Origin of the sequence: Phytohabitans flavus, from assembly GCF_011764545.1 — a bacterium.
In the GTDB taxonomy this organism is placed as follows: domain Bacteria; phylum Actinomycetota; class Actinomycetes; order Mycobacteriales; family Micromonosporaceae; genus Phytohabitans; species Phytohabitans flavus.
In genome coordinates this window covers 5,368,292-5,382,084 of the sequence record NZ_AP022870.1, presented here as the reverse complement: position 1 = coordinate 5,382,084, position 13,793 = coordinate 5,368,292, and the positions used below count along the sequence as shown (strand labels likewise).

At 70.1% G+C, this 13,793-nt stretch carries 9 protein-coding genes and 5 pseudogenes; all 14 read left to right on the top strand.

All coding sequences use genetic code 11. The features are described 5' to 3' along the window. Nucleotides 1-26: 26 nt before the first annotated feature. Nucleotides 27-721 (top strand): annotated as a pseudogene (locus Pflav_RS23415) (helix-turn-helix transcriptional regulator). Beyond that, on the top strand, nt 673-2,139 hold the full coding sequence (gene sufB, locus Pflav_RS23410; protein ID WP_415624332.1) for a Fe-S cluster assembly protein SufB: 1,467 nt from the start codon (nt 673-675) through the stop codon (nt 2,137-2,139). The pseudogene Pflav_RS23415 and the gene sufB overlap by 49 nt, the downstream one beginning before the upstream one ends. Further along, nucleotides 2,140-3,313, top strand: a pseudogene (gene sufD / locus Pflav_RS23405) (Fe-S cluster assembly protein SufD). Next, entirely contained in the window at nt 3,310-3,639 is a 330-nt protein-coding gene (locus Pflav_RS23400; RefSeq protein ID WP_173038216.1) for a non-heme iron oxygenase ferredoxin subunit, read from the top strand. The pseudogene sufD and the gene Pflav_RS23400 overlap by 4 nt, the downstream one beginning before the upstream one ends. Beyond that, nucleotides 3,636-4,409 carry a Fe-S cluster assembly ATPase SufC gene (gene sufC / locus Pflav_RS23395; RefSeq protein ID WP_173038214.1) on the top strand — a complete coding sequence of 258 codons (774 nt, stop codon included), beginning with the start codon at nt 3,636-3,638 and terminating at the stop codon, nt 4,407-4,409. Before Pflav_RS23400 ends, sufC begins: the two co-directional genes overlap by 4 nt. Nucleotides 4,410-4,420: 11 nt before the next feature. Beyond that, the gene (locus tag Pflav_RS23390; protein ID WP_173038212.1) at nt 4,421-5,713 is read left to right on the top strand and encodes a cysteine desulfurase; all 1,293 of its coding nucleotides are present in this window, start codon (nt 4,421-4,423) and stop codon (nt 5,711-5,713) included. Continuing rightward, nucleotides 5,713-6,182: pseudogene (gene sufU, locus Pflav_RS23385) on the top strand (Fe-S cluster assembly sulfur transfer protein SufU). The gene Pflav_RS23390 and the pseudogene sufU overlap by 1 nt, the downstream one beginning before the upstream one ends. A gap of 14 nt (nt 6,183-6,196) precedes the next feature. Beyond that, nucleotides 6,197-6,517: pseudogene (locus Pflav_RS23380) on the top strand (metal-sulfur cluster assembly factor); the annotation flags it as partial. Nucleotides 6,518-6,718: 201 nt separating this feature from the next. Next, nucleotides 6,719-8,065, top strand: coding sequence for a hypothetical protein (locus Pflav_RS23375; protein ID WP_173038210.1), 1,347 nt, complete (start codon nt 6,719-6,721; stop codon nt 8,063-8,065). A 271-nt stretch (nt 8,066-8,336) separates the two neighbouring features. Further along, nucleotides 8,337-9,389, top strand: coding sequence for a TRAFAC clade GTPase domain-containing protein (locus Pflav_RS23370; protein ID WP_197938714.1), 1,053 nt, complete (start codon nt 8,337-8,339; stop codon nt 9,387-9,389). Next, nucleotides 9,386-10,609 (top strand): annotated as a pseudogene (locus Pflav_RS48070) (GTPase-associated protein 1-related protein); the annotation flags it as partial. The gene Pflav_RS23370 and the pseudogene Pflav_RS48070, both read left to right, overlap by 4 nt. Nucleotides 10,610-10,689: 80 nt before the next feature. Continuing rightward, entirely contained in the window at nt 10,690-11,799 is a 1,110-nt protein-coding gene (locus Pflav_RS48065; protein WP_415624331.1) for a GTPase-associated protein 1-related protein, read from the top strand. Further along, nucleotides 11,799-13,364: a P-loop NTPase family protein gene (locus Pflav_RS23355; RefSeq protein ID WP_173038203.1), complete on the top strand. Its 1,566-nt coding sequence runs from the start codon at nt 11,799-11,801 to the stop codon at nt 13,362-13,364. Before Pflav_RS48065 ends, Pflav_RS23355 begins: the two co-directional genes overlap by 1 nt. Next, a complete protein-coding gene (locus Pflav_RS23350; RefSeq protein ID WP_173038201.1) occupies nt 13,361-13,558 on the top strand; it encodes a hypothetical protein in 198 nt (65 codons plus the stop codon). The genes Pflav_RS23355 and Pflav_RS23350 overlap by 4 nt, the downstream gene beginning before the upstream one ends. Nucleotides 13,559-13,793: the final 235 nt, after the last annotated feature.

Genomic DNA, 13,793 nt, shown 5'->3' with positions numbered 1-13,793 from the left:
TACGCGAAATACGTAACGTGGGCGTTGTGAAAAACGCGGCGGCGCTCCCTGAGCAGCCGGCCGCGGTCGACGGGCGCACCCGTGACCGCGTCGCCCGGCTGCTGCTGGCGCACGGCTCCGCCACCGCCGCCGAGCTCGGCGCCGAGCTGGGGCTCGGCTCCGCCGCGATCCGCAAGCATCTCGACGCCATGGTGGCCGACGGCGTCGTGGTCTCGCGTGAGCGCCCGGTCCAGGGCCAGCGGGGCCGTGGGCGGCCCGCCCGAGTGTTCGTGCTGACCGACGCCGGCAAGCAGGACTGCGGCACCCACTTCTACGACGGCATCGCCACCGCCGCACTGCGTTGGATCTCCCGTAACGCCGGGGCGGCCGCGGTGGCGGAGTTCGCCGCCGAGCAGGTCTCCGGGCTGGAGGCGCGCTGCCAGGCCGCGCTGGAGGGGCCGGTGACGACCCGCTCGCGCGGTCGGAGGCGCTCGCCGCGGCCCTGACCGCCGAGGGCTACGCTGCCAACGCGTCGACGATCGCGTCCGGCGGCCAGCTCTGCCAGCACCACTGCCCGGTGGCGCACGTGGCCGCCGAGTTCCCCCAGCTGTGCGAGGCCGAGACCGCGGTGATCTCCCGCCTGATCGGCAGCCACGTGCAGCGCCTAGCCACCATCGCGCACGGGGATGGGGTGTGCACCACGCACATCCCGGCCCAACCAACCACGGTGAGGACCGAATAGATGACCGAGCAGATGACCCAAGCGGAGCAGCTTGCCGTCCTCGGCAACTACGAGTACGGCTGGGCCGACTCAGACGTCGCCGGTTCCGCCGCCCAGCGGGTCTCAACGAGGCGGTCGTCCGCGACATCTCGGCGAAGAAGAACGAGCCGGAGTGGATGCTCGACCTGCGGCTCAAGGGCCTGCGGCTGTTCGGCCGCAAGCCGATGCCCGCCTGGGGTGCCGACCTCACCGGCATCGACTTCGACAACATCAAGTACTTCGTGCGTTCGACCGAGAAGCAGGCCGCGACCTGGGACGACCTGCCCGCCGACATCAAGAACACGTACGACAAGCTGGGCATCCCCGAGGCGGAGAAGCAGCGCCTCGTGGCCGGTGTCGCCGCGCAGTACGAGTCCGAGGTGGTCTACCACAAGATCCGCGAGGACCTTGAGGAGCAGGGCGTCGTCTTCCTCGACACCGACACCGCGCTCAAGGAGCACGAGGACCTCTTCAAGGAGTACTTCGGCACGGTGATCCCGGTCGGCGACAACAAGTTCGCCGCGCTGAACACCTCTGTGTGGTCCGGTGGCTCGTTCATCTACGTGCCGAAGGGCGTGCAGGTGGAGATCCCGCTCCAGGCCTACTTCCGGATCAACACGGAAAACATGGGCCAGTTCGAGCGGACGCTGATCATCGTCGACGAGGGTGCGTATGTGCACTACGTCGAGGGCTGCACCGCGCCGATCTACTCCTCCGACTCGCTGCACAGCGCGGTCGTCGAGATCGTGGTCAAGAAGAACGCGCGCTGCCGGTACACGACGATCCAGAACTGGTCGAACAACGTCTACAACCTGGTCACCAAGCGCGCGGTGGCGCACGAGGGCGCGACCATGGAGTGGATCGACGGCAACATCGGCTCCAAGGTCACGATGAAGTACCCCGCCGTGTACATGACCGGCGACCACGCCAAGGGCGAGGTGCTCTCGGTCGCGATGGCCGGCGAGGGTCAGCACCAGGACGCCGGCGCCAAGATGGTGCACGCGGCGCCCAACACTTCCTCCACCATCATCAGCAAGTCGATCGCGCGGGGCGGCGGCCGCACCTCGTACCGGGGCCTGGTCCAGGTGCTCGAGGGCTCGCACCACAGCAAGAGCACGGTGAAGTGCGACGCGCTGCTCGTCGACACGATCTCGCGGTCCGACACGTACCCGTACGTGGACATCCGCGAGGACGACGTCGCGATGGGCCACGAGGCGACCGTCTCCAAGGTCAGCGAGGACCAGCTCTTCTACCTGATGAGCCGGGGCCTGAGCGAGGACGAGGCGATGGCGATGATCGTGCGCGGCTTCATCGAGCCGATCGCCAAGGAGCTCCCGATGGAGTACGCGCTGGAGCTCAACCGCCTCATCGAACTTCAGATGGAAGGAGCCGTCGGTTAAATGACCGACACCCTCGCCGCACCGCCTCCCAAGACGAAGTCCCAGGCGCTGCGGTCGTATGATGTCGCCGACTTTCCCAATCTCACCGGTCTCGAGGAGGAGTGGCGCTTCACGCCACTCAAGCGCCTCCGCGGCCTGACCGGCGAGCTGGTCGGTGGTTCCGCTCCCACCATCGGGTACCGCGAGCTGCCGGCCGGCGTCGCAGTGTCCGCCCTGGACAAGAGTGACCCTCGGGTGGGCAGCGTGCTCACGCCGTTCGACCGGATCAGCGCCTTGGCGTATGGCCGCAGCGCGGCAGCGTCGCTGATCTCGGTGGAGCCCGAGACGGTGCTGGAGCAGGCGGCGGTGCTCACGCTGGCCGGCACCGGCGCGGAGACGCCGAGCTTCGGGCACACGTTCCTGGAGGTCGGGCGGTTCGCCGAGGCCACGATCGTGCTGGAGCAGACCGGTTCGGTCACGCTCGCCGACAACGTCGAGGTCGCGGTCGCCGACGGCGCCAAGCTCACGCTCGTCACGCTCGCCGACTGGGCGGCCGACGCGGTGCAGGCGCAGCACATCCGCTTCCGGCTGGGCCGCGACGCGCGCGTCACGCACATCCAGGTGACGCTCGGCGGCGACCTGGTGCGGCAGTTCACCAGCGTCGAGTACACCGGGCGGGGCGGCGAGGCCGAGCTCTACGGGCTGTACTTCGCGACTGAGCTGCCGGCGGATCCCGCAAGCGGGCTCCCGCGGGCCAGCACCTCGAGCACCGCCAGCTTGTCGATCACAGCGTGCCCGACTGCCGCAGCTACGTGGGGTACCGAGGGGCGCTCCAGGGCGAGGGCGCGCACACCGTGTGGGTCGGCGACGTGCTGATCCAGGTCCAGGCGACCGGCACCGATACGTACGAGATCAATCGCAACCTCGTCCTCACCGACGGCGCGCGGGCCGACTCCGTACCCAATCTGGAGATCGAGACCGGCGAGGTCGCCGGCGCCGGCCACGCGAGCGCGACCGGCCGCTTCGATGACGAGCAGCTCTTTTACCTGATGGCCCGGGTATCCCGGAGGGCGAGGCGCGCAAGCTCGTCGTGCGCGGCTTCTTCGCGGAGCTGATCAACAAGATCCCGGTCGAGGAGCTGCGCGAGCGGCTCGGCGCGTCGATCGAGGACCGGTTGGCGAAGGCGGGCGCATGATCCGGGTCTGCTCCGCGGACGACATCCCCAAGGGCACCGTCCTGAGCGCCGACGTCGACGGCACCGAGATCGCCGTGGTGCACGCGGAGGACGACAACTTCTACGCGGTACACGACGTGTGCTCGCACGCCGAGGTGCCGCTGTCGGAGGGCGAGGTCGACGGCTGCACGCTCGAGTGCTGGCTGCACGGCTCCCGCTTCGACCTGCGTACCGGCGAGCCCACCGGCCTGCCGGCCACCGAGCCCGTACCGGTCTTCCCCGTCGAGGTCCGCGACGGCGACGTCTACATTTCGCTCACGCCTAGCAATGGAGTACAGCCGTCATGAGCACCTTGGAGATCCGCGACCTACAGGTGTCGGTCAAGCTGCCCGAGGGTGAGCTCAAGCCGATCCTCGCCGGGGTCAACCTGACCGTGCGGGCGGGCGAGACGCACGCGATCATGGGGCCGAATGGCTCGGGCAAGTCCACGCTGGCGTACTCGATCGCCGGCCACCCCAAGTACGAGGTCACCAACGGCTCGGTCACGCTCGACGGCGCCGACGTACTGTCCATGACCGTCGACGAGCGGGCCCGCGCCGGGCTCTTCCTCGCGATGCAGTACCCGGTGGAGGTCCCGGGCGTCTCGGTGGCCAACTTCCTGCGCACCGCCAAGACCGCGGTCGACGGCGAGGCGCCGAAGCTGCGCACCTGGGCCGGCGAGCTGCGCGGCGCGATGGAGCGGCTCCAGATGGACCCGGCGTTCGCCCAGCGCAACGTCAACGAGGGCTTCTCCGGCGGTGAGAAGAAGCGCCACGAGATCGTCCAGCTGGAGCTGCTCAAGCCGAAGGTGGCGGTGCTCGACGAGACCGACTCCGGCCTCGACATCGACGCGCTGCGCGTGGTGAGCGAGGGCGTCAACCGGGTCCGCGCCACCGGCGAGACCGGCTTGCTGCTGATCACCCACTACACCCGCATCCTCCGGTACATCCAGCCCGACTTCGTCCACGTCTTCGTGGCCGGGCGGATCGTCGAGGAGGGCGGCCCGGAGCTCGCCGAAAAGCTCGAAGCCGAAGGCTATGAGCGTTACCTGGCAGGGGCCGGACCGGCCACCGCCTGAGGGGTTAACCGATGACGACGATCACGATCCCGGAGGGCATGCCGCAGTACGGCGACGTGCCGCGCTTCGACGTGGAGAAGGTGCGTGCCGACTTCCCGATCCTGGGTCGGGAGGTCAACGGCCACCCGATGGTGTACCTGGACAGCGGCAACACGTCGCAGAAGCCGCGCCAGGTAATCGACGCGATGCGGGAGCACTTCGAGCGGCACAACGGCAACGTGGCCCGCTCGGTGCACCAGGTGGGCACCGAGGCGACGGAGGCGTACGAGGGGGCCCGCGACAAGGTCGCCCGCTTCGTCAACGCCGCCCGCCCCGAGGAGATCGTCTTCGTCAAGAACGCCACCGAGGCGATCAACCTGGTGGCGTACGCGATCTCGAACTCGCCGGCCGGTTCGCGCCTCGCGCTCGGCCCCGGCGACGAGATCGTCATCACCGAGATGGAGCACCACTCCAACATCGTTCCGTGGCAGCTGCTCTGCGAGCGCACCGGCGCGACGCTGCGGTGGTTCCGGGTGACCGACGCCGGCCGCCTCGACCTGGAAAACCTCGACGAGCTGGTCAACGAGCGCACCAAGCTCGTGTCGTACGCGCTGGTCTCCAACGTGCTCGGCACCATCAACCCCACCTCGGCCATCACCACCCGGGCGCACGAGGTCGGCGCGCTGGTACTGCTCGACGCGTCCCAGGCCGCGCCGCACATCCCGGTCGACGTGGCCGACCTCGACGCCGACTTCCTGGCGTTCACCGGGCACAAGATGTGCGGGCCGACCGGCATCGGCGTGCTGTGGGGGCGGTACGAGCTGCTGGAGCAGATGCCGCCCGTGCTCGGCGGTGGTTCGATGATCGAGACGGTCTCGATGGAGAGGTCGACGTTCGCCGCGCCGCCGGCCCGGTTCGAGGCGGGTACCCCGCCGATCGCCGAGGCCGTGGGGCTGGGTGCCGCTGTCGACTACCTCACCGGCATCGGTATGGAGGCCATCCGCTGGCACGAGAAGGAGCTGGCGGCGTACGCCCTGGACGCCCTCACCACCGTGCCCGGCCTGCGCATCTTCGGCCCCACGACGCCGGTGGGCCGGGGCGGCACGATTTCGTTCGCGCTCGACGGGATTCATCCCCACGACGTCGGGCAGATCCTCGACTCATTCGGCGTTGAGGTGAGGGTTGGCCACCACTGCGCCCGCCCGCTCTGCGTGCGGTACGGGGTGCCGGCGATGACCCGGGCATCGTTCTACCTCTACACGACCCCTGGCGAGGTCGACGCGCTCGTGCGCGGCCTCGATCAGGTGCGGAAGGTTTTCGGCTGATGGAGTTCGAGCAGTTGTACCAGGAGATCATCCTGGACCACTACAAGCACCCGCACGGCCGCGGCCTGCGGGAGCCTTTCTCGGGCGAGGCGCACCACGTCAACCCCACCTGCGGGACGAAGTCACCATCCGGGTGAAGGCCGAGGGTGATGTGCTCTCCGACATCTCGTACGACGGCATGGGCTGCTCGATCAGCCAGGCCTCGGCGAGCGTGCTGCACGAGCTGCTGCGCGGCCAGGATGCCGGGCACGCGTTCGAAATCATGGACGGCTTCGTCGAGCTGATGGGCGGCCGTGGCCAGGTCACGCCCGACGAGGAGCTTCTGGGGGATGGCATCGCCTTCGCCGGCGTCGCCCGCTACCCGGCCCGCGTGAAGTGTGCGTTGTTACCGTGGATGGCGTTCAAGGACGCGGCGGTGCGCGCCGGTGTGGCGGGGGCTTCCCCGTCCGGTTCGGAGGTTAAGGCATGAGCGACGTGACAAGCAGCGCGGTCGCCGACGTCGAAGAAGCGATGAAGGACGTCGTCGACCCCGAGCTGGGGATCAACGTGGTCGACCTCGGTTTGGTGTATGGCATCCACATCGACGACGAAAACGTCGCCACCCTCGACATGACCCTGACGTCCGCGGCCTGCCCGCTGACCGACGTGATCGAGGACCAGACCCGCTCCGCGCTGACCGGTGGCCCGGGCGGCGGCCTCGTCAAGGACTTCCGCATCAACTGGGTCTGGCTCCCGCCGTGGGGCCCGGACAAGATCACGGACGAGGGCCGGGACCAGCTGAGGGCGCTCGGCTTCAACGTCTGAGCGGTCGTCCGCCCGCCATTCAGGACGGTTCCAGCCGGGTAACCGTCAGTGAATGGACATTTGCTTGCGCTGGATCGTGCGGGTGTGATGGTGTGCGTGCCACAAGCACCACCACATCGGCCCCTCCGGAGTCCGTCATGAATAGTGCACTGACGTCCCCCTCGCCGTCAGCGGCCGCCGGTCCCGTTCGCGCCTGACGCCATGGCGTTTGACGCGGCTCGGTACGACCGGGACGTGATTACAGCCCTGCGGGGCGCGCACGGGCGACTTCCGGCCGGTGACCTCTGGGCCCGATACGCCATGGAGCCCGGTCTCGGCTCGGCCCAGATCGCCGCGCATCTGTCCACTGTGCGCGCGTACTGGCGCCGCCGTGCGAGCGGGCCGGACAGCCGGGCGCAGGTCTGCCGGCTCCTGCTCGCCGCCGACGAGCAGCTTCAGCGCACAGCCGGTGAGGCGATGCACGATCCGGCCTGGTGGCGGGAGCAGGCACGCCCTGGCACCGCCGCGGGCCGGCCCGAGGCACCACCGACTCACCGGCCGGGGCCACCTACGCCGCGCAAGGCACCGACAAGCCCGCCAATCGAGGCACAGCCGTTGGCGGAGCGGTGGCGTGCCGAGGCACGGGACATCGTCCGAGCCCAGCTGGACCGCCGGATCGCGACGAGGGCCCCAGCGCCGGCACGCGGTCGTACCGTACGTCCCCGGCGGGCACCCGAGGCTGAACCGTCCACGCCGGACACTGCCGTACCCACCGGCGTCGTCGAGCTGGCGATCGGCCTCGTGTCGGCCAGCGGACGGCATTGCCGGGTCCGGTGCTCATGGCTGACCGTGACCGGCGGCGAGGTGCGGGTGCGGTGGTCGACCGAGTCGCCGCCGTGGAGCAGCGGCACCGTGGTCGGCGCGGATGAGATCGAGAGATTCGGGTCCGAGCTGTCCGGCGTCGCGGGCCTCGCCGGTGGACGGTCCACGCTGGAGGCGGAGCTGCCGGCTGGCTACCACGTCTACGTGCCGTTCCTGATAGTGGACGGGCGGGCGACGGTCGGGCGTCTCGTAGGGCATGGCGTCGCCGAGCCGGTCCGCCAGCTCGAGGTCGAGTGGCTCGGCGACCGGGCCTTCCTGACCTGGGTCTGGCCGGAGGACGCCACGCTCGCCGAGGTGGAGTGGACATCGGCGGACGGCATCGCGGCGAGCCACCGGATCAGCCGCACCGAGTACACGGAGGACTACGGCCTGCGGCTGCCGGTGGATCGCGCCGGCGGTGTGGCGCGGGTTTCGGCGATCAGCCTCGTGGCGGGTGCAGAGGTGATCTCGCCGGTCCGCGCGGTGGCGCTCGATCCCCGCCCGGCTCGGATCGGCTACACGGTCGCCCGGTCCAGCCCCGGTGGCGTCCCCGCCACTTCACGGTCTCGATCGAGTCCGACGTGGACTGTCCAGCTCTCGACCTCGTCGTTGTGGCGGCGGGCCGCGACCGGCCCGAGACGGCGGAAGACGGGTCCGTGGTCGGCTCGTTCACCGCGCTGGCGCTCACCGCTGGCGAGCCGCGGGTGATCGAGGTGGTGATACCGCAGGAGGTGCATCGCCAGCGCCCGTACTGGCTGCGATGCTTTGTCACGACGGACCTTCCGCACACATTGACCGACCCTCCGGTCGAGACGATGAAGGTGACCTGATGCATACTCCGGGCTGCCCGTTCTGCTACAAGCGCGTGAGAAGTTCCGAGCTCGCTTTCCAATGCCTGGGCAAGGGCGGCCGGAACGGAGATAGATGCAAGCCCGAGCACGACGCGGTCCGGGCCCACGCGACCGGGTTCTCGGAGCCGATGCTTCCGGTGTTCCCGCCGCCGCGCGGGCAGCAGCTTTACCACCAGCGCAAGGCCGAGTGCCCCGACTGCGGGGGCGAGACGGGTGTGCGCGCCTGCCCGCACTGCCACACCCCGCTCTCGGCGAATTTCGGCGGTAACAGCCGGCTGATCGCGATGGTCGGCGCCAAGGGCACGGGCAAGACGGTCTACCTGACCGTGCTGGCGCGCGAGCTCAACGCGGGGCTGCGCCGGCGGTTCGAGGCCGACGTGCGCATGAGCGGTGACAGTCAGGCCGGCTCCCAGTCGCCAAGGCAGTGGCTCGACCAGAACGTCGAGCGACTCTTCACCGAGCGGCAGCTCTTCCCCACCACACCGCCAGCGGAGAACGGACACCGTCTACCGCTGGTCTTCCAGTGGCGTAGGGAGCACCCCAGGTTCGCCCGCAAGCCTACGTACCGGACGAGCTTCCTGTCGTTCTACGACACGGCCGGTGAGACGTTGAGCAGCCAGCCCAGTACCCACGACCTGGAGTACATCGGGGCCGCGGACGCGCTCATCGTGCTGCTCGACCCGTTCATGCTGCCTGCCGCGCGGGACCGCCTCAACCTGCCCGGGTCGGCGATCATGTCCCAGGAGTCGACCGTGGACGTTGTGCACCGCGTGACGGAAAATCTGCGGTCCGCCCACGGCATCCCGGGCGGCGGGCGGATCAAGATCCCGGTGGCTGTGGTGCTCGCCAAGATGGACGCGTTCTTCAGCGCGCTCGGCAGCGACCACCCGCTGCGCCAGCCGCCGGAGGCGACGCCGTACTACGACGAGCGGCTCGGCCAGGATACGCACAAGCGGGTTGGCGAGCTGCTCAGCAACTGGCGTGGCGACGACATCGACATCCACCTGAAGTACAGCTACGAGGACTTTCGCTACTTCTTCGTCTCCGCCCTCGGCGCCCCGCCGAACTACGACACCGCCACTCTTGAGGACGAGCACGGTGTCCAGCCCTTCCGGGTCGACGAGCCACTTGTCTGGCTGCTGGCCAAGTTCGGCGTCGTGCCGACGAAGGACCCCCGGTGACAGGCCAGTTCGAGACCCTCATCTACACCGACTGCCGGCCCGGACAAGGGCTTCAGGGCACCGCCGGCTTCCAGTTCCAGGCACGGTCGCCCGGCGTCGACGGCGAGTCCATGGACATCGTCCGCAAGAGCCTGCTCTACGAGCCGCCCGGCCGCTGGATGCGGGAGCGCCGCCCGGTCGAGGACTACCCGCCCTCCCTCGCCCACATCCACAAAGGAGTGTTCGCCACCTCGGCCGGCGTCTACCTCGGCAAGGAGACCAACGGCAGCCGGGAGGGAAACCAGCTCACCCATTCGATCGTCACCCGCGAGCCGGCCGCGTACGGGCTGGTCCGCCCGGCACAGATGTTCCAGGCACCGTTCTGGCGTACCCAGCCGGCGGAGAGCACCACCTGCCCGACCCTTGATGCCGGGTGGGAGCCGGGCCCGTTCGACGCGGTGCGGGCGCAGGAGTTCGTACGGTCCCAGGACAAGGGCGCCGACCTGCTCCGCGCGCTGCTGTCCGCGCTCCAGCGGCTGGCATCGGGCAAGGCGAAGGCGCGGCGGATACTCTTCGTGGCCCGCGATCCCGTCCTCGTGCTCCGCTGGCTCACCGCTGCGACGCTGCTGATGCCGCAGCGGTCCGCGCTCAGGGTCGGCTTCAAAATCTTTACCGCGAACCCGGCCTACGCCGACCAGCAGGTGCTCGCCGTGCACCCGGACTGGGGCGTCTCCGAGGCGGCGGTCGACAACGATCACGGGTACACGGTGTTCGATCTCGTGCGGCACGTCTGGAGCGAGGTGGACTCCACCGCGCCCGCGCGCCGCTGGGTGGCCCTCTTCCTCGCCGAAGACCCGTACGACGTGGTCGACGCCGTGGAGGTCACGGCGGCGACCCGGCTGCCCGACGAGGCGGCGGCGACGGTGGCGGTGACCGCGGTGCTGCGGCGCAAGCCGACCCGCGCGGGCGCGCAGGTCGTCGCCTCGTGGCTGCGCGACGGGCCGCAGTCGCTCGTCGGCGTGTACGGCGGACCGATGCTCGACCTCTTCGTGGAGACCGCGGCCGACTGGCCGCCGGCGACGCTCTTCGTGCTCGACGAGGCGACCCGCCGCGGCGGGTTCACCGAGCAGGCGGCGCGGGTACGGCTCTCGCTGCTCGCCGCGGAGCTGGAGTTGGCGCGCACCACCGGCGGGGTGGGGTCTGGCAGGATCCCGCCGCCGCTTGCCGGCGGCTGGGGGCGCCGGAGGCGAAGGAGGCCGCCGACAAGATCGCCGAGGCCCTGCGGTCGGCCCGCGCGGCGGAGTTCGAGGCGGTACTGCGCGTGGCCGGGCGCTTCGGGTTGCCCGTACCGGTGGCCGCCGTGGAGCCGGCCGTCCGGCGCTTCGTGGCGGACTGGGCCGAGCACCCCGAGCGTGGCTACCGGTCGGAGCTCTGGCCCTGCCGGGCGGAGATCGAAGGGCTGCTCCGGGGCGAGCTCGAACGCCGGCTGGCCGCCGACCCGGAGCGTGTGCACGAGCTGGGCGACACCTGGTGGCAGGTGCTGCTGCGCCATCCGATGCGGGTCGAAAACAGCCTTGACGCGGCCGCCGTCTCGGCCGCGATGCGGCATCTGGCGGTGCCATACCGGCTCGAGCTCGTCCGCGAGTGCCTGGAGTCGGCGATGCGCGCCCCTGACGTCGCCGCCGCGCTGCACCGTGCTGCGGCTGGGCTCTGGCTGAGCACGCCGCCCACGTTGCCGGAGGCGGAGGTGCTGGCCGAGCTGGCCCCGCCCGGTCTGGCGCTGGACAGCATGGTGTTCGCCTCGTTGGGCCGCCGGCTGCTGGACGGGATGCGCCCCGGCGACGAGGACATGGCGGTCGCGCGGCTGCTCACCGGGCGCCGGCTGTGGGTGCCCGAGACGAACATGGAGCACATGCTTGTCGGCGGGCTGGGTCTCGACTGGGTGTTGAACGAGCTCGCCCGGCAGAATCCTGACTACGTGGAAATCACGCTGACCATGCCCCGGATCGGCATGGATGCCATCGCGGCGCGCGCGGAGCCGACCATCGAGCGGTTGCTGGAGACCAGCGTGGCCGCCGCCGCGTATGCGGTGCTGAGCGCCGCACCGATACTGACCGGCCGGTTCGCGCAGCAGCTCTATCCGAAGTTGCGGAAGAACCCGCAGATTCCGCACGTCGTCATCGCGTTCGTGCTGATCCATCCACGCCAGATCGGCCCCGACATGGCGAAGGAGGTGGACGATCGGTCCCGGGAGGAGCTGCGCGCCGTGGTCACCACCTGGGTGGCGCGCTGTTCGGACGGGCGCCTGGAGGAGGCGAAGGCCCAGGTCGACCTGCTGGGTCCACAGTGGATGGCCCTGTGGCGGGAACTGGTCCGCAACACCCGGCGGGCGCGCGGCTGGCGGCGCCTGGTCCCGAGGCCCCTGCGCTGATGCAAGGGGCCCTATTCGCGCTCGCCTTCATCGCGTTCTGCGTCCTCTACCTCTTCCTGACGTTCCTCATCGCGATCCCCTACACCGGATGGGCGTTCGTCTTCGGCCTCGCCGCCGGACTGTTGCTGGTCACATTTCATGCCTGGTTGGTGCTGGCCAGCCACGCGTCCTCGCCGCTGCAACGACCGGCGGACGGGTATCTCGGCCCCCGTCCCGGCCAGTCCCGCCGCGACCTGCACGACTTCGCCTGGCCGCAGTACTTCGTCCACCAGGTGTGGCTGGACCTGTTCGCCATCATGAACCGCGCCAACGGGGACACCCTCTGGCTGTGGCGCGCGGCATGGCGGCGGATACCGCCACTGCGGCTGCCGCACCAGCTCGTCTACCGGTCTCGCGACGGCGGTGCAGACCATGTGGACCGGCCGCTTGTCGCGCTCCTCGGCCTGCCGGTGCTCGCCATTCCCGGCGGTTTTCTGGTCGGGCTGACGCTAGGTGGGTTGTTCGCCCTGGTCCTGCTGCTGGCCGGCGGCGCGTTCGTCACAGCGTTCGCCTGGGCGCTGGGCTGGCTGGCGATCGCCGTCCAGCGGGCCGCGGAGCGGTGGTGGCGGTGGGCGAAGCGCAGCACCCCCTGTTGCGCCCACTGCTTCTTCCCCGCCGAGCTGCCCGTGTACCAATGCCCGAACGAGCACGACGCCACGCTGCCCAGGCAGTCCGACCGGCACCGCGACCTGCGGCCGGGCCGGTTGGGCGTCGTGTACCGGCGCTGCGGCTGTGACACGCGGCTGCCCGCGAGCCGGATCCGCGCCGGCCGTACCCTCAGGGCGCGCTGTCCCAAGTGCGACGCTCCGCTGCCGGACGGCGCGGGTTGGGCCACCGAGCTGCGGATCGGCGTGTTCGGTGCCGCCGGCGCGGGCAAGACACGACTCGTCGAGGCCGCGGTGCGCGACCTCACGATGTCGAAGGGCGGCGCGACGGTCGACCATGTGACCGGAAACGGCGGCACCCCGGGAGTCGGCTCGGCCCGCGCGACAACGCTCCGGATCAAACGCTGGCGGCGGCCCACGCTCGTGCACATCTTCGACGCGCCGGGCGCCGCCCTCGTCGATCCGGCGCGGAACAGCCGCTATCACTACTTCGACGTGGCCGCTGGCCTGCTCTTCGTCCTCGACGCGTGCTCGATCACGCAGGTACGCGCACAGCATGCGACCGCGCCCGGACATCTGACCACGGGAGACCGGATCGCGAGCCACGACCCGGAGGACTCGTACCAGGCGCTGGTGACCGCGCTTCAGCGGCGTGGTGTAGAAACAGGCGGTCAGCGCCTGGCGTTCGTGCTGACCAAGGGCGACCTTGTGGCGATGCTCCCGGCCGGCCAGGACCTGGAGCCAAACTCCCGGTCGATACGGGACTGGCTGCGGGCCCAGGGGCTCGACAACCTGGTGCTCTCCGCCGAGCGGGACTTCCGCACGGTCCGGTACTTCCTCGGCCGGGCCGCCACGACCGACGAGAGCGAGGTGGCGGCGCCGCTACGCTGGCTGCTCGCCCGGGAAGGCGTCGCGCTGTGAGCGAGCCGGACGACGACGCCGGCTCGGAGCCGCTGCCGCCGGCGTACCTAGCGGCCCGGCTTCTTGTGCTCGTGGTCTTCGTCGGCCTGGCCACCGCGGTGGTGGCACTCGCCGTCGCCACGGGCGCCGCCGCCGACCTCTTCGACGGGCTGCGAAGCGTGGACCAGTGGGCGGAAGACGTCTGGCCCTTCTGAAAAGCTTTGGATGCAGGGCGATCGGGGTCCGTCTACAGTGGTGGGTGCGGGCTTGTCGCCTGGTGAAAGATTTGGGCTACCGCGACGTCCGTCGTGGTCCGGACCGTCGCTCCCGCGGCCTCACCCTCCGCGGTACACGACCAAACCCCGGGCCGGCAGTGAGGCCTAGGCCCACCTGGCGCGCGATGCATAGAGCTGGCAAATCTGACCGCTTGTTTCCCTTGGTCGGTGGGTG